The 22,995-nt window shown below is 40.0% G+C and carries 21 protein-coding genes; 14 read left to right on the forward strand and 7 right to left on the reverse strand.

Features of this window, described 5'->3' with window-relative positions; translation table 11 throughout:
* The first annotated feature begins 57 nt into the window (after positions 1-57).
* From CI597_RS06935 to CI597_RS06955, 5 genes are all read left to right on the forward strand, one after another.
* Entirely contained in the window at positions 58-483 is a 426-nt protein-coding gene (locus CI597_RS06935) for a PTS sugar transporter subunit IIA (protein ID WP_024729317.1), read from the forward strand.
* On the forward strand, positions 476-970 hold the full coding sequence (locus tag CI597_RS06940) for a PTS sugar transporter subunit IIB (RefSeq protein WP_024729318.1): 495 nt from the start codon (positions 476-478) through the stop codon (positions 968-970). Before CI597_RS06935 ends, CI597_RS06940 begins: the two co-directional genes overlap by 8 nt.
* Before the next feature lie 129 nt (positions 971-1,099).
* Positions 1,100-1,888: a PTS mannose/fructose/sorbose/N-acetylgalactosamine transporter subunit IIC gene (locus CI597_RS06945; RefSeq protein WP_024729319.1), complete on the forward strand. Its 789-nt coding sequence runs from the start codon at positions 1,100-1,102 to the stop codon at positions 1,886-1,888.
* Positions 1,881-2,702, forward strand: a complete 822-nt coding sequence (locus CI597_RS06950; RefSeq protein WP_024729320.1) for a PTS system mannose/fructose/sorbose family transporter subunit IID — start codon at positions 1,881-1,883, stop codon at positions 2,700-2,702. The genes CI597_RS06945 and CI597_RS06950 overlap by 8 nt, the downstream gene beginning before the upstream one ends.
* A gap of 91 nt (positions 2,703-2,793) precedes the next feature.
* Positions 2,794-4,320 carry a glycoside hydrolase family 43 protein gene (locus CI597_RS06955; RefSeq protein ID WP_024729321.1) on the forward strand — a complete coding sequence of 509 codons (1,527 nt, stop codon included), beginning with the start codon at positions 2,794-2,796 and terminating at the stop codon, positions 4,318-4,320.
* Between the two features lie 179 nt (positions 4,321-4,499).
* Here CI597_RS06955 and CI597_RS06960 read toward each other — a convergent pair whose 3' ends face one another.
* Entirely contained in the window at positions 4,500-5,048 is a 549-nt protein-coding gene (locus CI597_RS06960; RefSeq protein WP_186992416.1) for a hypothetical protein, read from the reverse strand.
* 566 nt (positions 5,049-5,614) lie between these two features.
* On the reverse strand, positions 5,615-7,648 hold the full coding sequence (locus tag CI597_RS06970; RefSeq protein ID WP_024729323.1) for a beta-galactosidase: 2,034 nt from the start codon (positions 7,646-7,648) through the stop codon (positions 5,615-5,617).
* Between the two features lie 191 nt (positions 7,649-7,839).
* On the opposite strand from CI597_RS06970, the gene CI597_RS06975 reads away from it, so the two are divergent.
* The 5 genes from CI597_RS06975 to CI597_RS06995 are packed head-to-tail and all read left to right on the forward strand — an operon-like array spanning position 7,840 to position 14,695.
* The gene (locus CI597_RS06975) at positions 7,840-9,156 is read left to right on the forward strand and encodes a glycoside hydrolase family 32 protein (protein ID WP_235824568.1); all 1,317 of its coding nucleotides are present in this window, start codon (positions 7,840-7,842) and stop codon (positions 9,154-9,156) included.
* Positions 9,156-10,556, forward strand: coding sequence for a sucrose-specific PTS transporter subunit IIBC (locus CI597_RS06980; RefSeq protein WP_024729325.1), 1,401 nt, complete (start codon positions 9,156-9,158; stop codon positions 10,554-10,556). Before CI597_RS06975 ends, CI597_RS06980 begins: the two co-directional genes overlap by 1 nt.
* A gap of 1 nt (position 10,557) precedes the next feature.
* Positions 10,558-12,702, forward strand: coding sequence for a glycoside hydrolase family 3 N-terminal domain-containing protein (locus tag CI597_RS06985; RefSeq protein WP_095142902.1), 2,145 nt, complete (start codon positions 10,558-10,560; stop codon positions 12,700-12,702).
* Positions 12,703-12,728: 26 nt separating this feature from the next.
* Positions 12,729-14,189 (forward strand): BglG family transcription antiterminator, encoded by a 1,461-nt coding sequence (locus tag CI597_RS06990; RefSeq protein WP_024729327.1) that lies wholly within the window; start codon positions 12,729-12,731, stop codon positions 14,187-14,189.
* A 17-nt stretch (positions 14,190-14,206) separates the two neighbouring features.
* Positions 14,207-14,695 (forward strand): PTS sugar transporter subunit IIA, encoded by a 489-nt coding sequence (locus tag CI597_RS06995; RefSeq protein ID WP_024729328.1) that lies wholly within the window; start codon positions 14,207-14,209, stop codon positions 14,693-14,695.
* Positions 14,696-14,943: 248 nt separating this feature from the next.
* Here CI597_RS06995 and CI597_RS07000 read toward each other — a convergent pair whose 3' ends face one another.
* The gene (locus tag CI597_RS07000) at positions 14,944-15,705 is read right to left on the reverse strand and encodes a DeoR/GlpR family DNA-binding transcription regulator (RefSeq protein WP_024729329.1); all 762 of its coding nucleotides are present in this window, start codon (positions 15,703-15,705) and stop codon (positions 14,944-14,946) included.
* A gap of 238 nt (positions 15,706-15,943) precedes the next feature.
* On the opposite strand from CI597_RS07000, the gene hxlB reads away from it, so the two are divergent.
* The 4 genes from hxlB to dhaL are packed head-to-tail and all read left to right on the forward strand — an operon-like array spanning position 15,944 to position 18,865.
* Complete coding sequence (gene hxlB, locus CI597_RS07005) at positions 15,944-16,507, forward strand: 6-phospho-3-hexuloisomerase (protein ID WP_024729330.1); 564 nt, start codon at positions 15,944-15,946, stop codon at positions 16,505-16,507.
* Between the two features lie 23 nt (positions 16,508-16,530).
* Positions 16,531-17,526, forward strand: coding sequence for a dihydroxyacetone kinase subunit DhaK (locus tag CI597_RS07010; RefSeq protein WP_024729331.1), 996 nt, complete (start codon positions 16,531-16,533; stop codon positions 17,524-17,526).
* Between the two features lie 41 nt (positions 17,527-17,567).
* Entirely contained in the window at positions 17,568-18,194 is a 627-nt protein-coding gene (gene hxlA / locus CI597_RS07015; RefSeq protein ID WP_024729332.1) for a 3-hexulose-6-phosphate synthase, read from the forward strand.
* 29 nt (positions 18,195-18,223) lie between these two features.
* The gene (dhaL, locus tag CI597_RS07020; protein ID WP_024729333.1) at positions 18,224-18,865 is read left to right on the forward strand and encodes a dihydroxyacetone kinase subunit DhaL; all 642 of its coding nucleotides are present in this window, start codon (positions 18,224-18,226) and stop codon (positions 18,863-18,865) included.
* Between the two features lie 165 nt (positions 18,866-19,030).
* Here dhaL and CI597_RS07025 read toward each other — a convergent pair whose 3' ends face one another.
* From CI597_RS07025 to CI597_RS07040, 4 genes are read right to left on the reverse strand one after another with little or no spacing between them, the layout of a single operon-like run.
* Positions 19,031-19,474, reverse strand: a complete 444-nt coding sequence (locus CI597_RS07025; protein ID WP_024729334.1) for a MaoC/PaaZ C-terminal domain-containing protein — start codon at positions 19,472-19,474, stop codon at positions 19,031-19,033.
* Positions 19,475-19,488: 14 nt separating this feature from the next.
* Positions 19,489-20,619, reverse strand: coding sequence for a CaiB/BaiF CoA transferase family protein (locus tag CI597_RS07030; protein WP_034550698.1), 1,131 nt, complete (start codon positions 20,617-20,619; stop codon positions 19,489-19,491).
* Positions 20,616-21,785 (reverse strand): CaiB/BaiF CoA transferase family protein, encoded by a 1,170-nt coding sequence (locus CI597_RS07035; RefSeq protein WP_024729335.1) that lies wholly within the window; start codon positions 21,783-21,785, stop codon positions 20,616-20,618. Before CI597_RS07035 ends, CI597_RS07030 begins: the two co-directional genes overlap by 4 nt.
* Positions 21,782-22,927 carry an ABC transporter substrate-binding protein gene (locus CI597_RS07040; protein WP_024729336.1) on the reverse strand — a complete coding sequence of 382 codons (1,146 nt, stop codon included), beginning with the start codon at positions 22,925-22,927 and terminating at the stop codon, positions 21,782-21,784. Before CI597_RS07040 ends, CI597_RS07035 begins: the two co-directional genes overlap by 4 nt.
* Between the last annotated feature and the right edge of the window lie 68 nt (positions 22,928-22,995).

The following is a 22,995-nucleotide window of genomic DNA, read 5'->3' on the forward strand; positions in this document are numbered from 1 at the left end:
AAGTTGGCATCAGATTTGCGATATAAATATAGTGAAAGAAAAAGAAAGGAGAGAAAGATGAGAAAAATAATTTTAGCATCTCATGGAGAACTGGCTAACGGAATGAAGATGTCGGTGGAAATGATTGCTGGTGAGCAGGATAACCTTTATGCTGTTTCCATGTGCGGAACTATGGGACCTCAGGATGTTCTTCAAAAAGTTAAAGAAATTCTGGCAGAGGATGAAACATGCCAAGCAATCTTAATTACTGATCTGTCGGGCGGAAGCGTGAACACTGCGTTATCTGAATTACTTCGAGAAGAAAGATGTTCTTTAGTGTCAGGAATGAATATTATGCTTGTATTAGATATAGTGATGTCTGATGAAAGTAGTAATATAGACGAAATTCTGGAATCTGCACTGAGAGATGCGAAAAAAACAATTTTAAATGTAGGAGAAATGTTGAATTCACAGGAAGAGGAAGGAGAGATGTTCTATGATTAAAATGATGAGGATTGATGATCGTTTAATTCATGGTCAGGTAGCAGTAGTATGGTCAAAACATCTTGGAGTTAATCGTATTGTTGTTGCGAATGATGAAATTGTAAATAATGAAATGCAGATGATGACAGTAAAAATGGCTGTTCCACAAAATATTAAGGCAATAATTAAGAATGTAGATGATTCTATTAAACTTTTAAATGATCCAAGAGCAGAATCATTAAATATTTTGGTAGTTGTAAGCAATCCCAAAGATGCATACAGAATTGACGAGGCAGTATCGGATATTCCACTGATTAATGTGGGAAATTCTGGAAGAATGGGAACGACAGCAGAAGAAATAAAGAGGAAAGAGCAGATTGATAAAAATATTTATGTAGATGAAGAAGATAAGAAATATTTCAAACTCTTAAACAAAAGTAAAACAAAGGTAAACATTCAGTCAGTACCAACAGAGATGGAAAGATTACTGAGTGATGTATTAAAATAATATGAAAAGAAATACCCTAAAACAGCCTGTTTACGTATTGGCATAGGTATCTGGCTTATCAGGGCATTTCTTAAGATTGATTATACATAATTTCTATATATTAGACAAGAAATAAGGAGGAAATAAGAAATGTTAAAAGAGGCTATAATAATTGCATTGGTTATGTTTGTTGCTGATCTTTCAGATATGGCAATGGGAGACCCAATGCTTAGAAGACCACTTGTTATATCATCAGTAGTGGGATTATTGTTAGGAGATTTAACACAGGGGGTTATAATCGGAGCGTCTTTGGAGGTTATATTCCTTGGAGTTACACAGATTGGTGGAGCACTCCCATCAGATACAATGACAGGAGCTATTTTTGGAACAGCATTTTCAATTTTGTCAGGATCAGGAACAGAAGTTGCATTATCTTTAGCGGTACCAATCAGCATTCTGGCAGTATTTATTAACCAGTTCTGTCTTTTCGTTAGAGGTCTGTTGCTGAAAAAATTTAATGACTATATTGAAGATGATAATCAGAAGGGTATCATTCGTTTGCATATGGCAAGTACCTTTGGTGTACCGTTAGTATACGGAATTATTGGATTTTGCGGAATTTATTTTGGAGCAAATGCGGTACAGTCACTTGTAAATGATATACCGGAATTTCTGATGGATGGATTAACTGTAGCAAGTGGATTATTACCGGCACTTGGACTGGCATTATTATTAAATACTTTATGGGATGCTAAAATTGCAGTATTTCTGCTTTTAGGTTTTGTGTTGATAGCATATATGGATCTTCCATTAATTGCAATTGCATTAATTGGTGTTGTAATTGCAGTGTTTACTGCGGTAATTGAAAAAGAGCGCAAAAGCACAGTAGTCGTTGCACAGACAAATTGTTCAGAAGAGGAGGATTTTTTCAATGAGTAATCAGAAGAATACAATAACTCTGGGAAAAAAGAAAATATTTAGCAAAGTTTTCTGGAGATCATTTACATTATCAGGGACATGGAACTATATTAATGCACAAGGTGTTGCATTTTTATACTGCATGCTGCCATTTATCAATGCTGTATATAAGAAAAAAGAAGACAGAATTGCGGCAATGAAACGTCATATGTCATATTTTAATATTACACCTGCAATTGTAACATTTCCGTTAGGAATTGCAGGGAGTATGGAAGAGGAAAATGCATCAAAACCGGATTTTGATATATCATCAATTAATGCAATTAAAGCCAGTTTGATGGGACCATTATCAGGAATTGGAGATTCATTCTTCTGGGGAACATTCCGTGTTATTGCAGCAGGTATTGGTATTAGTTTAGCACAGAAGGGTAACCCACTTGGACCTGTATTATTCCTGTTACTGTATAATATTCCTTATTTCCTTACAAAATATTTCTTATTAAGACTTGGATATAATCTTGGTGGACAATTTATTAAAAAAGCGTATGAGAATGGTCTGATTGAAATTATCACAAGAGCAGCTGGCATTTTGGGACTTATGATGGTTGGTGCAATGATTTACTCTAATGTAAGTTTAGCAACAACAGTAAAGTTTACATTAGGGGATATGACATTTAAGCTTCAGGAGATCTTAGATCAAATTTTAAAAGGATTTTTACCACTTATCGCTACCATGGGATGCTTTGCTCTGCTAAGGAAAAAAATAAGTGCCAATAAGATAATTATTGGAATCTTGGTTTTATCTTTAGTTTTAAGTCTTTTTAAAATAGTATAAATAATGATTATACAGGATTGCTCTAAATAGAGCAGTCCTGTATAGTTTCTTGATAGTTTTATTGTATAAAAAAGGGAAAGGAAATAAATATATGAAGTATCAAAATCCTATTATAGAAGGTTTTTATCCGGATCCGAGCGTATGCCGTGTTGGGGAAGAATATTATTTAATCACAAGTTCATTTGAATATTTTCCTGGAATTCCGATTTTTAACAGCAAAGATCTGGTGAATTGGGAACAAATCGGACATTGTCTGACAAATGATAAACAGCTGCCGATACAGAATGCTCTAAATTCTTATGGAATTTATGCCCCAACAATTAGATTTCATAATGGCAGGTTCTATGTGATTGCAACAAATGTTACAAATTATTATAATTTTATTGTCTGGGCAGAGAATCCAACCGGACCATGGTCAGATCCTGTTAAGTTAGAAGAATGGGATGGGATTGATCCATCATTGTTTTTTGATGATGATGGGAAGGTATATATTATGGGAAATTCTTATAAAAAAAAGGCAGAGACTCTGGGATGCTATATGGCAGAATTGGATATCAATACAGGAAAATTAAAAACAGAAAGACGATTGGTATGTACTGGATCTGGTGGGAAAGCGCCGGAAGCCCCCCACCTTTATAAGAAAGATGGAAAATATTATCTGATTTTGGCAGAGGGAGGAACGGAATATGGACATATGGTAACTGTATTTAGAAGCGATAACCCTTATGGACCATTTGAAAGTTATGAGAATAATCCCGTTCTGACACATAGAAGTAGAAAGCATACATTTCAAGGAATCGGTCACATGGATCTTGTAGAAGATCACCAAGGAAACTGGTGGGGCGTATGTCTGGGGATGCGTCCAAAGGGGAGTCATGCATATTTCCATCATCTTGGAAGAGAGACATTCCTTGTGCCAGTTGTATGGACACAAGATGGCTGGATAGAAGTCGGAACAGACAAAATGGTAGCAGAGACATATGAAAATCCATTGATGACAGAGGAACAGAAAAGACCTGGTGATTTTGAAGATGATTTTTCGACAGAATGCAGGCCGAAAGAATGGGTATATCTGAGAAATCCGGAAAGAGGAAATTACGCATTAGATAAAAGTGGAAAAGGATTCTGGTTGACAGGTAATAAAGAGAGTCTTAGCTCAGGAGGTGCATGTACTTTTATCGGAAAACGACAGTGTCATTTTGAGTGTGATACAACGACGGACTTTTATGTGGATTTTAAGAACGAAAATGATGAGGCAGGTTTAACTGCCTATATGAGTGATCGTTATTATTATGCTATTTGTGTAAAGAGAAAAAATAATGAAAATTATATTGTTTTACGAAAAAAAATTGCTGATTTTGATATAGAGGAAACGGCGGTATTACTGGAGGATGATCATGTAGTTCTTGGAATAGAAGCGGATGAAAAAATGTACAAATTCTATTTTAAGGATTCAAAAAATAAAAAATGGTTTATTGGAAAAGCTGAATGCAGATTTTTGGCAAGTGAAATCTCTGCAACTTTTACAGGAACTATTTTGGGAATTTATGTTACTGCAAATGGGAATGAAGAAACTCCGAAAATATGTGTTAATAATTTTAAATATGGTACTTTATAGGTTAGAAATTGTACTATCGAGAGGATAAAATATTTGATTATGAAAAAGGGCTGTAAAAAAGTCTTTATCTAGGAAGCGCCAGAACTGGCAAATGCTGAGTCTGGAGAGACCTCTTCAATTATTATAATGCAGTTTCCAGGCATCTCTTGTAAAGACAATAAAGTAGTGGATTAGACAATTCAATTATCGTAAAATTTGCGGCAGTACCACATCTTCGTAGAGCGGTGCCTGCCGTCTTCTAGTTTATAGTCCTCTTTCTCCCGCTTGTTGGAGCGTTCTGCGGAAGCTCTTCCGGCATATTCCTTTTCCCCTGCTTTGCTGTCCCTTGGCGGTTTGTTAAACAACCTTGGATTGTCATCCGTAAAGATGTGTACAGTCCGGCCGTATTTCACTGGTGAACAGGGATGCTCACAGAAGCAGCCACGTTTCCGGTTTGCTTTTGGGCACCAGTACTTTGCACGGTGCTTGGCAGCCTCATATCCATCTTTGTGCATGCGTAAGCCCAACTTACAGACAGGGACACCGTCATCGTCAATGGTGAAATCGTCTTTATACGTGAAATGCCCGGAGTGTCCCGGGTTCAGGTCCATAAAGGGTGTGGTGTTCTCCCTTGTGCAGTATTCATAGACAGCGTAGGCATCATGGGCGGAATCCAGAGGGAGCTTCTTAATGCGCAGTTCCGGAAGATACGCTTTCATGGTGAAAAAGGAATGGAGAAAGGAAAGCATGTCATGCCGGGAAGCCTTATAAAATCAGGACTGAAGATTCCGAGAAGTTATTGAAAGAAGAAGGAAGGTAAAAATGCGACTGAAAAATAAGAGAAAGAAACGATCATCTTGTTTAACGAGTCCGCGGGTGAGGCGAGCATCTATACGTATAATGCCGGATTAAAAACTTGTTTGGAAAAGTTCAGCAGACAGTATCCGCAATTCTGCCGTATGAAAGAACAGAATAGATATGGCGGTGTGGAGTATTTGATCGATAAATCCAGACTATCTATTCATTTACAGTCATCGTATAGTAAAGAACGAATTGAGACTGTAACTCGAAATCTAAAAAATGGATTATGCAGATAATTAAAATGATAATGAACTGAAAAAGTAAGAGGATGTTCCAAAACAAGAATGATTATTAAATAGCTTTGGAACATTCTCTTCGTTAGATTAAGCCTTGTTGGAGGGAAGATTTTTTGTTAATAGTATTGTATAAAGATATTCTTGACAAAGAGTCCTGAATAATTATTTTGAGCTTGTGCACAGATTGCCTCTTGGATGGATTTGCTATTTTTATATGCTCAAATTTCCTTAATTTTTTTTCGGCAAATCACAGTAGAATATCCGCATACACCTCCGTCATAGCTCCCCCATAAAATTTCTGTGTTTTTGGGAATTCTAATAGATATTTTGTGGTCAGTATAATTTTGAATAAATAGATATTCATATTTTTCTCCAGATCTACTTGATACCTCAATACCATCGGGTATATCTGTCATAATTTGTTGTAGTTGATTTTCTGTGATTATTCTATTATATAAATCATGATAAAAGTTCATTTCTGCATCGGCACATACATAATATGCAATTCCTTTTCCATATTTATGCCGTGTAAGTGCGGGATAACCTTTATAAAAATTATCACCGTAAACCATAAGGGGCTCAGCATCTTTGAGACGCACTAAATCACATAAATGTTTACAGGAATACGAATTTTTCATATTCATCGGATTGCCTGTAAAAGGAAGTAGATGATTGACTTCGTGATCGCATAAGCTATCAATCTCTTCACTACGTAATCCTAAAACATCCATAAGACCATGAGGTGTTCCACCAAGGAAACACAGATCTGTCTCATCTACTATCCCACTCCAATATGTCATGATTAAGATTCCACCGTGTTCAACAAATTTTTTTAGTTTTTTTTCAAATCCGTTACGGAACATATAAAGCATAGGTGCAGCGATAATTTGATATTGTTCTAAGGATTGATCCATATTTATTATATCCGTGTTTAAACCGTTTTCACGCAACCCGCGATATGACTTTAGGGCTGCTTCATGGTAATATAGTCCCTCATTTCTTGGACCTTTCGCGTTTTCCATAGCCCATCTACTTTCCATGTCATATATAATTGCGGCAGTAGCATGAACACGTGTGTTAGTAATCTCTTTGATTTGTTTTAGTGCTTTTCCCAGTTCTGATACTTCGCGGAATACACGAGTATCCGCTTCCCCATAATGATCAATTACTGCACCATGAAATTTCTCAAACCCCCCTCGACTCTGACGAATTTGAAAGAATTGAACACTGCAGGATCCATGCGCAATGGCCTGAAGGGATGCATTAGATAACAGGCCAGGTTTTTTAATTTTGCTGATGTTCATCCAGTTAGGGCTGGCGGGACATGATTCCATTAGAAAGAAAGGTTTTTGTTTCATAGAGCGCATAAGATCATGTTGCATTGCTGTGTCATATGCTGTTTGAATATCTGGTTGTTGATGCCATGCAGGATAGCTATCCCAGGAGATATACTCTACATGTTCTGCGAGCCGGTAATAGTTAAGTCCTGTATAGTCATCCATAAAATTTACCACTGCGGGCTGTGTTGCTCCAGCATCGCGGAGAGCTTTTATCTCACAACACATAAAGTCGGTGGTTTGATCTGTTACAAATCGTTTCCAGTCCAGTGAAAGCCCATGAAGACCTTTGTCACCGATAAATGAAGGACTTTCAATTTGATCGAAAGAATTATATGTATGGCTCCAGAATGTTGTCCACCATGCATGGTTCAATTTATCAATACTTTGATATTTGCTTTTCAACCAATTTCGGAACGCATTTTGGCATAGAGGACAATGACATTCATCTCGATATTCGTTTGAGATATGCCACATAATTACTGCCGGATGATTTTTGAAATTTTCTGCAAGCTTCTGATTGATGATACGAACTCTTTCACGATATGCGGGTGAAGTGTAGCAATGATTATGCCTTTCACCGTATAGATAACGCATACGATTTTCCTGTACTCGCAGTACTTCAGGATATTTTTCTGCCAGCCAGCGGGGGCGAGAGCCTGATGGGGTCGCAAGAATTACACGAATATCGTGACAATACAGACTATCTATAATTTCTTGAAGCCATTCAAAATGGAATTCATTTTCCTGTGGTTCCAGTACAGACCAAGAAAATACACCGAGAGTCACGGTGTTGATACCTGCTTTTTTCATTAAAGTAATGTCTTTCTTTAATATGTCTGGTTGGTCAAGCCATTGCTCAGGGTTGTAATCTCCGCCATAGATAAAATGGTTAGATAAAAAGATATCTTTCATCTAAAAATCTCCTCTCAAAATCAGTTATATGTTTCAGAGTATAAAGCTATCTTTGATTCAGAGCAATACTTTGTACTGCAATAAACCGTCCACCTTTTTGCACAGCTAATAGGCAAAAAAAAGATTTTTTTGCGATAAATAATTAGGATAAAATGAGAAATGTAAGAAGATAAAGGAAAGGAGAAGAGAAAATGATGAAACCAGAATATCACATAACGCCGGAATATGGATTTCTTAATGACCCAAACGGATTAGCACAGTTTAATGGAAAATATCATGTGTTTTATCAGTGGCTTCCAGAAGTAACCCCGCAGGGAAATAAGCGGTGGCGACATTGTGAATCAGATGATTTGATTCAGTGGAAGGATAAGGGCTGTGGGTTACAACCGGAAGAGTGGTTTGAGAAAAACGGCTGTTATTCAGGTTCAGGTGTCATTGACAATGGACAATATTATCTGTTTTATACAGGTAATGTCAGAGACAAAACCGGGGGCCGGGAAACCTATCAGTGTGCAGCGGTCTCAGCGGATGGAAACAATTTCACAAAAATAGGACCAGTAGCCTATCTTACAGAAGCATATACATCTCATTTTAGAGATCCCAAAGTGTGGCATAAAAATGGAAGATGGTGGATGATTGTTGGTGCTCAAACAAAGAAATTAAAGGGAAATGTGGCGCTGTATGTATCGGATAATTTAAAAGAATGGAAATGGCTTGGCAATCTGTTGGACGAATCCATGGATTGGGGGTATATGTGCGAGTGTCCAGATATCATTGAAAGTGAAAAACGGGATTTTCTTGTTGTGAGCAGACAGAAGGAAGACGGTTGCCGTGCCATGGCATTTGCTGGAAAGATGGATTATAAAATAGGAAGATTCAAAATAGAAGATTGTTCAGGAAAGTATCTGGATGAAGGAATGGATTTTTATGCACCGCAGAGCTTTGTTGATGAGAAAGGAAGATGCCTTCTTTTCGGATGGCTTGGCTCCGGAGAATTTGACTATCAAATGAGCCAGCCTGCAGTAAAAGAAGGATGGCTTCACAGTCTAACGATACCTAGAGAGATTTTTGTTAAGGACGGTGAACTTTGCCAGAGACCGGCAGAAGAATTAAAAGTTTTGAGAAAGCAGAGACAGAAGTTTTTCAGCTGTGGAAACACTATGATAGATCCAGAATCCTCATGCATAGAAGTCTATGCAAAAGGACTGACAGGAAAATCGATATCAATTGATATTGGTGGAGTGTTGAAAATAGATTATTCAAAAGATAGTAAGGCGTTACGTGTACAGAGAAAAAAATGGGATGTTGACGAGTATGATGAACGGATGCTTGTGGTAAAAAATTTAGTCGATATTCACATCTTTCTAGATAACTGTACAGCAGAGATATTTGTCAATGAGGGAAAGACTGTACTTACCATGAAAGCTTATTTTGACGTTGATACTAAGATACTGGTTTATTCAGATAAGCAAATTGAAGTTCAGACATGGTTATTGGAGGTAAAATGATGGGTAATACAACAGATTATAATGCGATAGCAAAACAGATTATCGAGACAGTTGGAGGAGCAGATAATATTATCTCGGCCGCGCACTGCGCAACAAGGCTCCGCTTGATCGTAAAGAATAGAGACATTATAGATGATAAAAAAATTGAGGAAATTGATCTTGTAAAAGGATGTTTTTTTACCGCAGGGCAGTATCAAATTATATTGGGGACGGGAATTGTCAATAAGGTTTATGATGAAGTAATTAAAATAGGAATATCCGGTTCATCTAAAAATGAACAGGCGGCTGCAGCAGCGGAAAAGGGAAATACAGCGCAGAGACTAGTTCGTGTATTTGCGGATGTATTTGTTCCTATCATACCGGTTATGGTAGCGACAGGTCTATTTATGGGACTTAGAGGTCTTCTTACACAAGAGGCTCTGCTAGCATTCTTTGGAATGTCAGCTGATGCAATTCCGCAACAGTTTCTTGACTTTACATCCATACTTACAGATACAGCATTTAGTTTTTTACCAGTACTTGTATGTTGGTCGGCATTTAAAAAATTTGGTGGGTCCCCAGTGCTTGGTATTGTAATTGGCTTGATGCTTGTAAGTAATGTGTTGCCTACGTCTTGGGACGTGGCTCAAGGCGTGACAGAGCCAATGACATTTTTTGGATTTATTGATGTGAGTGGTTATCAGAGTTCAGTTCTTCCAGCATTTATTATTGGATTTTTAGGTTCAAAAGTGGAACAGTGGTTACATGATCATGTAATAAATGCACTTGACTTGATTGTAACTCCGTTTGTGACAGTTTTTGTTTCCCTCTGTCTAGGACTTTTTATTGTAGGACCTATCTTCCATACGGTCGAGATGGCTCTTGTAGGTGTTGTTACAGCACTTTTTTCACTTCCCTTTGGTATTGGAGGACTCATTTGGGGAGCATTATGTCAGGTGATTGTTATTACAGGAGTACACCATGCACTTAATTTGGTTGAAATTGAGATGTTGGCAAGTACATCATGGAATCCAGTCAATCCAGTGGGCTCATGCGGTATTGTTGCACAGGCTGGTGCTGCGATGGCAGTTGCTGTAAAATCAAAATCGGCAAAAATGAAATCCCTTGCTTTCCCATCTTCGGTATCGGCGCTTCTTGGAATTACGGAACCTGCAATTTTTGGTGTTAACCTTAGGATGGTGAATCCATTTGTATGGGGATGTGTAGGAGGCGGCATCGGAGGATGGTTGGCTGCGTTATTAAATTTGAGAGGTACAGGGATGTCTGTGACCGGTATACCCGGAATGTTACTGTATTTAAATGATCAACTTCCGCTCTACATATTTGTGAATGCGGCAGCGTTTGCAGTGGCATTTGTGCTCACATTCTTATTTGGAATGAAAGGAAAAGAACAGGAGTAACATGGATAATAGTCAGATTAGAGCGCTGATTGGTAAGATGACTCCAGAAGAAAAAGCCGGGCAGCTAACACAGCTGCCTACTCGGCTTTTTGGAAATAATGAAAGTGAGCTTACCGGTACAGATAATAGATTGCGTATTACAGATGAAGAAAAATGGTTGGCAGGAAGCCTTTTAGGCCGACTTGATGCGAATTCTATGCGACATATTCAAAAAGAAAACATGAGCAGGAGTCGGCTTGGGATACCAATGATGTTTATGACAGATATCATACATGGATATCGCACAATTTTTCCGGTGCCACTTGCTCTGTCGTGTTCATTTGACACATCTCTTGCATGGAGATGTGCAAGATGTAGTGCAGAAGAAGGAAGCGCGGCAGGATATCAGGTGACGTTTTCACCTATGGTGGATTTAGTACGTGATCCCAGATGGGGAAGAGTAATGGAGAGCTTCGGTGAAGACAGTAAACTTTCTTGCGAATTTGGGAGAGCAATGGTACAGGGATATCAGGGAAATGACCTGAAAAATCCATCTACACTGGCAGCCTGTGCTAAGCATTTTGTTGGATATGGAGCAGCTGAAGGGGGACGGGATTATAATCAAGCTGATTTATCTGATTACACGCTTTATAATCAATACTTTCCTTCCTTCCAGGGGTGCATTGTAAATAATGTAAAACTTGTAATGGCAGCTTTTGAATCCGTAAATGGGATACCTGCTACAGCCAATAAGCGATTTCTAAAGAAAATTCTCCGGGAAGAACTGGGGTTTAATGGGATTATCATTTCAGATTGGAATGCTTTGCCGGAATTGATTTGTCATGGTGTGGCTGAAAATGAAAAGGATGCGGCTGAATTGGCCTTGAAATCAGGAATTCAGATAGAAATGGCGTCTGATATTATTTTTAAACATATTAGATTGATTCTGGAAGAAAACCCTGATCTCGAAAAAATACTGGATGAAGCCGTGGAAAAGGTTCTTACGCTAAAAGCAGAGCTTGGACTATTCGAGGATCCATACCGGGGTGTAAGCAGAGAAAACGAGCAAAAAACCCTTATTAGCATAGAAAAACGCCGTGCTGCTTTGATTGCAGCGCAGGAGTCTAGTGTCCTTCTGAAGAATGAAGGGATATTGCCACTCAAAAAAGATTGTCCAATTGTTTTGACCGGTCCATATGCTGATTCCGGAGATATCCTCGGTCCATGGTCGGTGGATGGAAGGATAGAGGATGCAGTTTCTGTTTTGGAAGGATTGAAAAACAGAGGGGGAAAGATTATTGATGTAATTCAAACCGGATCTGAGAATATTGCTCCAGAAATGACAGAGAGCATCTTGTCTTCAGCAAAGCAGGCGGATATTGTGCTGCTAACTTTGGGGGAACCGGTATCGTGGTCTGGAGAAGCCGGAAGCAGATCTTTAATAGAAATTCCGAAAGATCAGTGCAAGCTTTTACAAAAATTGCATAAGAATGGTGTTAAGACGGTAGTGTTGCTGTTCAATGGAAGACCTCTTGATTTAAGATCCATTTTACCGTGGGCAGATGCTATTCTTGAAATGTGGTTTCCTGGAACAGAGGGAGGAAATGCAGCTGCAGATCTTGTATATGGAAATGTGAATCCATCCGGTCATCTGACTATGAGTTTTCCCTATGGGAGTGGGCAAATTCCAGTCTATTATAATAGAGGTAGAACTGGTCGCCCGGCAGAATATCTACAGTCTGAACCAAGATATAAGTCTCAATATTTGGATATTCCTAATGAACCTCTTTACTCATTCGGTTTTGGAATGAGTTATACAGAATATTGTGTGAGGAAGAACGGTGAGATAAAGAAAAAAGGGAATGGAAATTATGTGATTCCTATTTATGTTTCAAATATTGGAAACATGGACGGTAAAATTGTGGTGCAAATATATATTCATAAGATTAAATCTATTATCTCTCGTCCTGTGCAGGAGCTTGTAACATGGGAAAAGATTTTATTGAAAGCAGGTGAAGAAAGAAAAATTGAAATTGTGTTGAATTCAGATGTGTGGAATTATTGGATTCCAGGAGAAGGCTGGACAAAAGATATAGGTGACTATATAATTACTGCTAGCACAGATAGTCAACATAAAGATGTTAAATGGGAACTGACTGTAAAATGAGATAAGCTGAAAGGCAGGAACAGTACATGTACAGCAGAAAGATTAAACTTATTCGGGTACTTGTGGAGAATGAAAAGATGTCATCAGCAGAACTGATGAAAAAATTGAATGTCAGTCAACGTACACTTCGTGCAGAAATACGCGAAATTAATGGTATTTTAAAGAAAGAAAACGTATATATCCGTTCGTTTAATGTAGGTGGTTATTACATAAAGAAAGAGGATAAGCGCTTAATCCAAAAAAGTTTGGAAGAGATGATTATAGAGAGTAAGCAGATGATTTTTCCAGAAACACCGAACGAAAGATTTCTCTTTGGATTTACATGGCTGTTTTTTCAAAAAAATCCTGTGTCTATACAGCATGCTGCCGAGAGTTTATATGTATCTAAAACGTCTATGCTTGAAACGAAAAAGCAGATTCAGGATACTATTAGATGGTATCATAACATATATCTGGAATCAGGTTCTCGAGGTATGTGGATTAGCGGAGATGAGGCTATAAAACGTCATGTTCTGGCAGAAATTGTAAATTATTGGACGTATGGTTCTATCTTGATGGAACGTGTCATAACCTTTTTGTTCGGTCAAAAAAAATATCAACACTATATTTCTCTTTTTAAAGCACTTCCCAAGATTCTTTTATATTATGGATATCGTTTAATTGACAAGGGAATTGAAGGGTTTGCACTTGATATTTTTCTAAGTTTAATGCGTACGGAAGAAGGATTCATATTAGATGAAAACAATTCTTATTTTGAAGTGCCATGTATAGAAAAAGTTTGTGGATTTATGAATGAAATGGGGTATACAATCAAGGAAGAAGAAAAGCAATATCTTTACAAATGCTTACAAGCAAAGAGATTATTATATGATACGAATATGAAATGGGAATTTGATCAGGAATTTTTAGAATTGATTACAGATTTTTTAACAGTTGTTGATCAGAAATATCATACAGAATATCAGAATAATGAAGAATTAAAAGAAAAGCTTATTATTCATACGATGAAAATGTTTCAACGCCTGAAAGAGGGATATTTTGAAACAAATTCCATCCTGAAAGATATCCTTGCTAATTATGAAAGAGAAGTCAATATGGCAGATGAAATAAATACGCTCTTGCAGGAACGGTATGGTTTAACAGTAAATATACACGAGATATGTTATATTGCAGTGTATCTTAGAGCGTATTCTTGCAGAAAATTAACGGCTATTATATTGTGTGATATTGGTGAGAGTATTGCGGATAATATGGAACGCCAAATTAAAGACTATTGTGGAGAAAAAATTCATATCATAAAAAGGATGTCTCTTTCAGAATATAGAATGAATCCCATTTCGGTGGATTTACTGATAACCGGTTCACGTGTATATAATGTAATGCTACCCGAAAAGACAAAAGTTATTTATGTGGATTATCTATTAAAAGAAGAAGATTTAAAAAAAATACAGGATTATTTATTAGAAAATTCGAATATGGTCAAATAGACAAGTAGGAGTAGGAAATGTTGTTTTATAAGAAAAATAATAAAGTAGAAGAAAAAGAAAATGAACTAAAAGCATATATTTCTGGAAAAGTTATTTCAATCACAGAAGTAGCTGATTCAGTGTTTGCATCTAAAGTACTAGGGGATGGAATTGCAATTTTACCAGACGGAAATACAGTTTTTGCTCCTTGCGGAGGTACAATTTCTATGCTTGCTGATACAGGACATGCAGTAGGAATTACAGCAGACAATGGAGCAGAAATTTTGATTCATATTGGTCTTGATACGGTGTCGTTAAATGGAGAAGGATTTAAGATAATGACAAAACAAGAAAAAAGAGTTAAACTTGGCGATCCATTGATAAAATTTGATAAAGGATTCATTGAAAAGAAAGGTCTTGCATCAGATTGTATTCTAGTTGTAACTAATGCGGATGCTTTTCCAAAACTTGAGTTTCAGAGTGGGATAATGGCAGATCAAGGAGAAACAGTGATTGGTACTTTTTAGAATATAGTTACTATAATCCTTTTTGTTAAAGCCAAACATAACATTGACAATGAACGCCAACCCTATTGTTAGCACGTGCAAACATCGGGCTAATATTCTAGGGTTATATAAGGCTGACAGAAATGATATTTAGATTGACGGAGAATAAAATATATGTTCGATTCTCCGAGCTATTATATTTCATGATCTGTTCTTCTTTTTTAGTATATGTAGTTTTATAAAGTCTGATGGCGGTAGTGATAAAATGCTCACACCAGGACCACATCGGTCATTTCCTGTATGTTGCGCAGCACGTCCCCGGGGATATCCCCATCGATGATCAAATGGTCGATATCATGCCAGCTTGTGTACTGGATCAGGGAAGATGCCTGGGCCTTGGAGCTGTCTGCGATCACCACATTGGTTCTGGCGTTCGGTATAATGGCCTGCTTTGTCTGGGCATCCTGAAAGTCCGATACAGCAGGTCCTTTGTGCTGTTCAAAACCATTGGTCCCTAAGAATGCAATGTCAACCTTCAGGGAGTTGATCAGGCTGGTAGCCTGGAAGCCCTCGGCTGCCATGCTGTTTGGATTCAGCATGCCGCCGGTAAGAATCACCTTATTGTTGCTGTGAACCAAGGCATAAGCAGCCTCCAGTGAAGTGGTCACAATGGTGTAGCCGGATTTCTTGCTCAGCATTCCTGCCAGGCAGAAGATGGTGCTTCCGGAGTCCAGGAATATCACATTGCCGTCCTCAATGAACTCCATAGCCCGTTCGCACAGCTTTTCTTTCAGCGGTACCTTCTCCCTGACCCTGGACTCCCACGGCAGAGGTTTTAGTTCATAGACAGAAGTGGCCCCGCCGTGGCTTTTCTTTACCGCTCCTATTTCATTTAGATGTAGTAAATCCCGCCGGATCGTTTCTCTGGATACCTGGAACTGTTTCGCAAGCTGGCTGATCTTTACGCTCCCATTGCTGTTTAGCAGCCTTATGATTTCTTTTTGGCGTTCTGCCGCGATTAATTTTCCCATGCTGTGTCTCCTTCGTAGATCAAACTATGATAAGTTTTCTTATTGAACTATTTTAGAAATAGTTTACATCATTTTAATTGCGAAGTCAAATTTATACAACACAAAAAACTGCAAAACTGCAAAAAAAGCAAAATATTATGTTGACATTGTTGGGTTGTGAATCTATAATGAAAGCATAAAGCAACAAAAGACCACAATTAAAAACATATTGCCACATGTTAAGGAAAAGGAGAATATCATGGAAGCAGTCAATTTAAAGATAATCACGGATGAACTGTCAAAGTTTTCAGGGATGGTCAAAGAAGAAGAAATCCAGGGTCTGGCAGATGAGATCAGGAAAGCAAACAAGATCTTCCTGGCAGGAGCAGGTCGTTCTGGACTGGCAGCAAGAGGATTTACCAACCGTTTATTACATATGGGATTTGACGTGCACTTTGTAGGAGAGATCTCCTGTCCGCCGATCAAAGAAGGAGACCTGATCGTCCTCGGATCTGGCTCAGGAACAACGCAGAGTCTGATCGTCATGGGTGAAAAGGCAAAGAAGGTTGGAGCAAGAATCGCTACTGTGACTATGTTTCCTACACACACCATCGGACAGATGGCAGATGTGATCGTGACAGTGCCTGGATCTACCCCGAAGAAAGCAGAAGGAGAAAAGAATCTGGCAGAATCCAATCAGCCAATGGGAAATCTGTTTGAGCAGATGAGCTGGCTGACCTATGACAGCATTATCATGAATCTCATGAGCGACCTGGGACAGACAAGCGAAGAGATGATGGGAAGACATACAAATTTAGAATAGGAATCTAAAAAGGAGGAAGAACATTGCAGAGATTTGTAAATAATCCGGATTACATTGTAGAGGATATGGTTAAAGGCTTTCTGAAGGCTCATGACGATCTGATCGTTAAAAATGAAAAAAATGACCGCGTTGTCCAATATAAAAATGCTCCGGTAGAAGGCAAAGTCGGCCTGGTCACCGGAGGCGGAAGCGGACATGAGCCTGCGTTCCTTGGATACGTAGGAGAAAATATGATGGATGCGGTAGCTGTCGGAGAGGTATTTTCTTCTCCGTCTGCCCAGGCATTTTATGACGCATTTATGGCGGCAGACTCTGGAAAAGGTGTTGCCTGCCTGTTTGGGAACTATGCCGGTGACAACATGAATGTAAAAATGGCTATCCGCAAAGCAAAGAAACAGGGAGTCACTGTAAAATATGTGACAGCAACGGATGATGTGGCATCTTCTCCGAAAGAGACAAAAGAAAAACGCCACGGAATCGCAGGCGGAGTCTTTATGTGGAAGGTTGGAGGCGCTAAGGCAGCTAAGGGAGCAGACCTGGACGAAGTCATCGCTACAGCGCAAAAGGCAGTGGACAACACGAGAAGTATCTGTGTGGGACTGAGCCCGTGTGCAATCCCGGCAGTGGGCCATCCGAACTTTGACATCAAAGAGGGGGATATGGAATTCGGTATCGGCCATCACGGTGAGCCAGGGATCAATGTCCAGAAACTAAAACCAGCCAAGGAAATTGCCAATGATATGGCAAAAGCAGTCATTGATGACCTGGAGCCTGCTGACGGTGATGAAGTGGCAGTGCTTTTGTCCGGATTGGGTGCTACACCGATCATGGAACTGTATGTGCTCTACGATGAGATTGAAGCATACCTGAAAGAGCAGGGGCTTTCCATATATAAAGTACTGATCGGTGACTATGTGACCTCACTTGATATGAATGGTGCGGCTCTTACTGTGATGAAGCTGGATGAGGAGTTAAAAGAGCTGCTTGACTATGATGCCAAAGCGCCAGGTTTAAAATAAATTTATAGACAATGTTAATCATTTAGGAAAGGAATCCAATTATGAAATTACAGTTAGCATTAGACGAAATGCCGTTAGTAGACGCCTTGAGATTTGCAGATAAGGTAGCAGAGCACGTTGATATCATTGAGATCGGAACTCCATTTGTTATGGATGAGGGAATGCGCGGAGTGCGTGAGTTCCACCGTTTCTTCCCTGACAAGGAAATCCTTGCGGACTTAAAGATCATGGACGGAGGATACCTTGAGGCGAGTTATGCATATGAAGCTGGGGCGGCTTACGCAACCATCCTCGGAGTGTCTGACAACCTGACCATTGAAGGAGCTTTGAAGGCTGCCAGAGATTATGAAAGGAAGCTTGTGGTAGACATGATCTGCGTAGAAGACCTTCCAAGCAGGATCGCAAAGATGGAAGAGATCGGCGTTGACATACTGGCAGTACATACCGGAGCTGACCAGCAGGCAGCGGGAAGAGAACCGATTGAGGATCTCAAAGTTATGACAGAAAATGCAAAGAAAGCACAGATCGCCGTAGCCGGAGGAATCAATAGCAAAACCATTGACAAATATGTAGCATTAAAACCGGAGATCATCATCGTGGGTTCTGCTATTGGCCATGCAGATGATCCTGTAGCGGAAGCAAAAGCAATCAAAGACGCAATGTTGTAAAATAATATAAAAGTGATGAGGTGAGAACAATGACTAGTTTTAAAAATGCCGAAGCAGGTTTGATTGTTGACCAGCTGATCAAGACCATCCAGGAACAGAGAGATTATCTGAGTGAGATTGACGGCAAGATCGGGGATGGGGACCACGGTATCAACATGAATAAAGGCTTTACAATGTGTGAAGAAAAGTTAAGCCATATGACATATAATCTGAGTGAAGCTTTTTCAACCCTTGGTGAGACATTGTTAGACGACATTGGAGGTTCTATGGGACCGCTGTATGGTATGCTGTTTGATGAAATGGCCATGGCCTGCGAGGACGCAGAAGATATAGACGCAGAAGTCTTCGGTGAGATGCTGGTCAATGCGGTAGAGGGTATCCAGGAGATCAGTCCGGCAAAAGTCGGAGATAAATCAATGATTGATACCCTGGTCCCTGCCAAGGAAGCCTTTATCGCGGCAAAAGAAGAAGGAAAAGAATTTGTACAGTGTCTGGAAGCAATGAATGATGCGGCCGAAAGGGGATGGCAGTCAACAAAGGATCTTGTGGCAAAGATAGGCCGGGCAAGCCGTCTGGGAGAGCGTTCCAGAGGTGTTCTGGACGCAGGTGCCACCAGCTGTTACTTCATTGTGACAGGGATTGGAAAAGCAGCAATCGGGCTGCTGAAATAAATCTGCCTGAAATATACAATGTGAGAGATTGAGGAATTTCTTATTCAGGAAAGGCTGTCATGCCGGGAAACTGGGGACAGCTTTTTGCATGTGTCCCTTTTACAAGTATAAAGAATTAAGAGCAGAACCGGGAATGGTTCTGCTCTTACAAATGAAGAGGATCATTTATTTTTTCTTCTCACACATTAAAAGATGTTCACAAGCCAGGACCACTCTTCCATCCTGATTGATAACTTCTAATGCCTCTGTTACCACCCCCATATCAGGATTTTTCTTATGATCCTTCTTTTCTTTAATAGTGACTTTAGTATGAATGGTGTCACCGATAAAGACGGGACCGATGAATCTCAAACGGTCATAGCCGTAGGAAAAAGCCGCAGGATTGATCACATTGGCAGTAAGTCCCACACCTATGCTGAAGGTTAATGTTCCGTGAGCAATCCTCTTTCCAAAAGCGGTTGTCTTTGCAAATTCCTTATCTAAGTGATGGGGGAAGAAATCGCCGGTCTGGCCTGCATGCATTACGATGTCAGTCTCTGTGATGGTTCTTCCGATACTTTCTCTGACACTTCCAATTTCATAATCTTCATAATAAATTGCCTGTTCCATGATAAATCTCCTTTTTAATGAATATAAAGTTCGTTATCCTGTCCGATGGCAGGAGCTGCTTTTTTATTTGTATAGCGCTGCCGGTCAATGGTGATCGGACATCTCGTTGTATATAATTCGGTACCGTTTTTGCGGGTAATCTTTTGGATCATTTCAAGTTCCTTAAATCCGTCCAGCTGCATCAGTTCATCCCAATTCAATACATCGGCACACCAGATGTCTGCTCTTTCAAGAATAGAAAGCCAGTGAGAAGTGGTATTAGTTTTTAAGAAATCTTTTAAGATTGTTTTAATTTCATCTCTCTGATCAGACCAGGAAGAGGGATCAGTATACTGAAGTAGAGCTTTACATCCGATGAGCTCCCCTAAATAAGGGATCGGAACCATGGCCAGTGCAAGGTAGCTGTCTGCAGTCTCATAAATTCCGTATGGAGCACCGATATATGCATTGGCATTATTCACAGCGCTGCGCACAGGTTCTTCGTATCCATCATTGAGATAGGTTGTAAATACTTCAAATTGAATGTCTAAAATTGATTCCAAAAGACTTACCTGGATCAGTGATCCTTCGTTGGAATGTTCTCTCTTGATCAGTGCGGATAAAACTCCCTGCACCAGATGCTGACCGGCAAACATATCTGCAACAGAAAGGCCAAAAGGCATGGGAGCATCATTCCGATTTCCGTTCAGGAAAGGAAGGCCAGACAGCGACTGGACCAACAGATCCTGTCCGGGCTTTTGTTTCCAGGGGCCTTTACAGCCATAGCCGCTGATCTCGCCGTAAATGATCCGGGGATTTATTTTTTTTACAGAATCATAATCTAGTCCCAGTTTTTCTGTAACTCCGGGACGGAAGTTAAATAAGGTCACATCGGACTGACTGATTAAGTCCGCAAGGATACTTTTGCTCTTTTCTGCCTTCAGATCCAGTGTAATGCCGTCCTTATTTCTGTTGATTGCGTGGAAAAGAGAACTGTCCCCGTCAATCATGCAGTTGGAAATATAAAGCGTGCGACAGATATCTCCTGTTTCTGGTTTTTCCACTTTGATGACATGGGCACCCATGTCAGCAAGTCGCAAGGCAGCGGAAGGAGCGGATAAAAACTGGCTGAAATCTAATACAGTAATGCCTTCAAGGGGCTTCATAGTGCATCTCCTTTCTCTGAGATCAAGCCGAATTCACGGCTGATTTTTTCGGTGTCTTCTCCTAATGCAGGTGCCCACTTGGAAGACTTCATAGAATCTCCGTTTACAGTGATCGGACATCTGGACGTCCACAAATCCTGACTGGTATGCGGACGCTTTACATTTTGAAGAAAGTCCAGGGCTTGAAAGCCATCGGACTCTATTAAACGATTCCAACTATATACATCAGAGCACCAATAACCGTTCGCTTCCAAGATGTCTAGCCAATGACCGGTTGTTTCTGATTTTAACTTTGCTCCGATGAGCTGCTTGATCTCCTCTCTTTTTGTAAACCATTCGTTCTGATCCGTATACCGGGCAAGTTCATCAATGTGGAGATATCTGCCCAGATCTGTCACAGAGCCCATTGCCAGTGCTATGTAATTATCTCTGGTTTCATAGATACCGTAAGGGGCGCTTAAGTATGCATGGGCATTGTTGTATTTGCTGCGCTGAGGCTGCTTATGACCGTCATTCAGATAGGTTGTCAGAACTTCAAACTGCATATCTAAAATAGATTCCAACAGGCTGACCTCCACAAGGCCGCCCTTGTCAGTTCGGAATCTTCTGAACAAGCAGGCCATGATCCCTTCTGCAAGATGAACCCCGGTATAGGAATCGGCAATAGAGAGAGCAAAAGGTGCAGGGGGTTCACCGTCATTTCCATTTAGCCATGCAATTCCTGATAAGGACTGCAGCAGCAGGTCCTGACCTGGCTTCTTTGTCCATGGCCCTACTGTGCCGTATCCGGTAACGGTTCCGTATACAATACGAGGATTTATTTTCGTTACCGCATCATAGTCCAGGCCTATTTTTTTCATAACACCGGGCCTGAAATTCTCGATCATTACATCTGCTTTTTCGATGAGTTTTTTTACGGCCGCAAAGTTACTTTTGTTTTTCAGGTCAGCACAGAAGCTTTCTTTGTTGCGGTTGATTGTCTGAAATAAGACGCTGTCTTTATCTGCAATTAGATTCTTCAGGGTCATACTGCGGCTGCCGTCTCCAGAAGAGGGGCGTTCTATTTTGATAACTCTTGCGCCAAGGTCTGCCAGGCGCAGAGCGGCAGAAGGACCAGCCAGGTACTGGCTGAAGTCTAAAACTAAGATTCCTTCTAGTGGTTTCATGAGTTTTCTCCTTTCGATTTGAGATAAAGGGCATTTAACTGATTCAGTGTTTTTTTCGGATCACCGCCGTTCATAACATAATCCTGGACATAATCACCTGCATGATCCTGGAAGTACAAGTATCCGCTGTATCTTGGACGCAGATAAGAGTGATCCAGGGTTTTTAATGTGTCTTTGAAGAAATCCATACACCGGCTGTTGGCGGTTTTATCTGTCCATGCACCGCGGTGGCCCGGCTGTCCTCCGTTATCAAAGAATAAGGTTCTTTGAATGAGAGGAGATGCCGTATACTCAGCAAATTCAACAGCGGTATCAATATTCTTGCACTGGCTTGAAATGGCAAGACCGGTACCTCCTAAGACTGTTCTGAACATATTTCCTTTGTAAGTGACCACATCTGCTGCTTTCAACAGGTGTTTTGCATAACCTTCCCTGGAATAGTTGGTATATCCATAAGCGAATGGACAATAATAGATTTCCTCTTGTGAAGAGAGAACCTCATGGACCTGGATTGGATCCCAGGAAAACATCTCTTTAGGACAGTAACTGGCAAGTTCTCTCATAGTCTCTAAAATTTCAATTCCCGAGGAGATATCGATGACTTCATCCTCTGTAAAAAAGCCGGAAGCAGAAGTGGCTGCAAACATATAGAAGTCCATTAATAAGTTCAAAGGGATACCGGCGTAAGCTACCACCCCCTGTTTTGCCAGAGTCAGCACTTCCTCAAAGGTCATAGGGACATTTTGTCCAGTGTTCTCAAAGTAATCCGGCCGGTATACTGCGATGGGAGTAGCTGCATCAATTGCCAATGCGCTCTGGAATCCCTGAAAATTGTAACTGATATGGGAAGCACCCACAGAATTCTCAGCCTGATCTTTTAGGAAATCTTTAGACAAATACTTTTCTAATGGAAGCAGGATTCCTGTGTCTGCAGCAAAACCAGCCCATGGATGGTCAATGATCAATAAATCATATGTCTTCGCCAGATTTTCTATAGGAGCATCGGCAAATTCCTGGAGAGAACGTTTTTCCCATTGAATATCGACACCCGGATGGAGTTCACTGAATCGTTGTGATACGGCTACGATAGAGGTAAAACCTCTGCTGTGCGACCATGTGATACCTTTTAATGTTTTGTTCATGAATGTTACCTCCTAACATTATCTCAAGTCGGTAATACCAAGGATGATATGTTGGTACTACCAAAATT

Origin of the sequence: Anaerostipes hominis (ex Lee et al. 2021) (genome assembly GCF_002270485.1) — a bacterium.
Lineage (GTDB): Bacteria > Bacillota > Clostridia > Lachnospirales > Lachnospiraceae > Anaerostipes > Anaerostipes hominis.

Bases quoted from the DNA above. Each gene is read 5' to 3' on its own strand.
- CI597_RS06940 (WP_024729318.1), top strand. From the start codon at position 476: ATGATTAAAATGATGAGGATTGATGATCGTTTAATTCATGGTCAGGTA.
- CI597_RS06995 (WP_024729328.1), top strand. From the start codon at position 14,207: ATGTTGTTTTATAAGAAAAATAATAAAGTAGAAGAAAAAGAAAATGAA.
- hxlA (WP_024729332.1), top strand. From the start codon at position 17,568: ATGAAATTACAGTTAGCATTAGACGAAATGCCGTTAGTAGACGCCTTG.
- CI597_RS07000 (WP_024729329.1), bottom strand. From the start codon at position 15,705: ATGGGAAAATTAATCGCGGCAGAACGCCAAAAAGAAATCATAAGGCTG.
- CI597_RS06975 (WP_235824568.1), top strand. From the start codon at position 7,840: ATGATGAAACCAGAATATCACATAACGCCGGAATATGGATTTCTTAAT.
- CI597_RS07025 (WP_024729334.1), bottom strand. From the start codon at position 19,474: ATGGAACAGGCAATTTATTATGAAGATTATGAAATTGGAAGTGTCAGA.
- CI597_RS06985 (WP_095142902.1), top strand. From the start codon at position 10,558: ATGGATAATAGTCAGATTAGAGCGCTGATTGGTAAGATGACTCCAGAA.
- CI597_RS06945 (WP_024729319.1), top strand. From the start codon at position 1,100: ATGTTAAAAGAGGCTATAATAATTGCATTGGTTATGTTTGTTGCTGAT.
- CI597_RS07040 (WP_024729336.1), bottom strand. From the start codon at position 22,927: ATGAACAAAACATTAAAAGGTATCACATGGTCGCACAGCAGAGGTTTT.
- CI597_RS06950 (WP_024729320.1), top strand. From the start codon at position 1,881: ATGAGTAATCAGAAGAATACAATAACTCTGGGAAAAAAGAAAATATTT.
- CI597_RS06970 (WP_024729323.1), bottom strand. From the start codon at position 7,648: ATGAAAGATATCTTTTTATCTAACCATTTTATCTATGGCGGAGATTAC.
- CI597_RS06960 (WP_186992416.1), bottom strand. From the start codon at position 5,048: ATGCTTTCCTTTCTCCATTCCTTTTTCACCATGAAAGCGTATCTTCCG.
- dhaL (WP_024729333.1), top strand. From the start codon at position 18,224: ATGACTAGTTTTAAAAATGCCGAAGCAGGTTTGATTGTTGACCAGCTG.
- CI597_RS07030 (WP_034550698.1), bottom strand. From the start codon at position 20,619: ATGAAGCCCCTTGAAGGCATTACTGTATTAGATTTCAGCCAGTTTTTA.
- CI597_RS06990 (WP_024729327.1), top strand. From the start codon at position 12,729: ATGTACAGCAGAAAGATTAAACTTATTCGGGTACTTGTGGAGAATGAA.
- hxlB (WP_024729330.1), top strand. From the start codon at position 15,944: ATGGAAGCAGTCAATTTAAAGATAATCACGGATGAACTGTCAAAGTTT.
- CI597_RS06955 (WP_024729321.1), top strand. From the start codon at position 2,794: ATGAAGTATCAAAATCCTATTATAGAAGGTTTTTATCCGGATCCGAGC.
- CI597_RS06980 (WP_024729325.1), top strand. From the start codon at position 9,156: ATGGGTAATACAACAGATTATAATGCGATAGCAAAACAGATTATCGAG.
- CI597_RS07035 (WP_024729335.1), bottom strand. From the start codon at position 21,785: ATGAAACCACTAGAAGGAATCTTAGTTTTAGACTTCAGCCAGTACCTG.
- CI597_RS06935 (WP_024729317.1), top strand. From the start codon at position 58: ATGAGAAAAATAATTTTAGCATCTCATGGAGAACTGGCTAACGGAATG.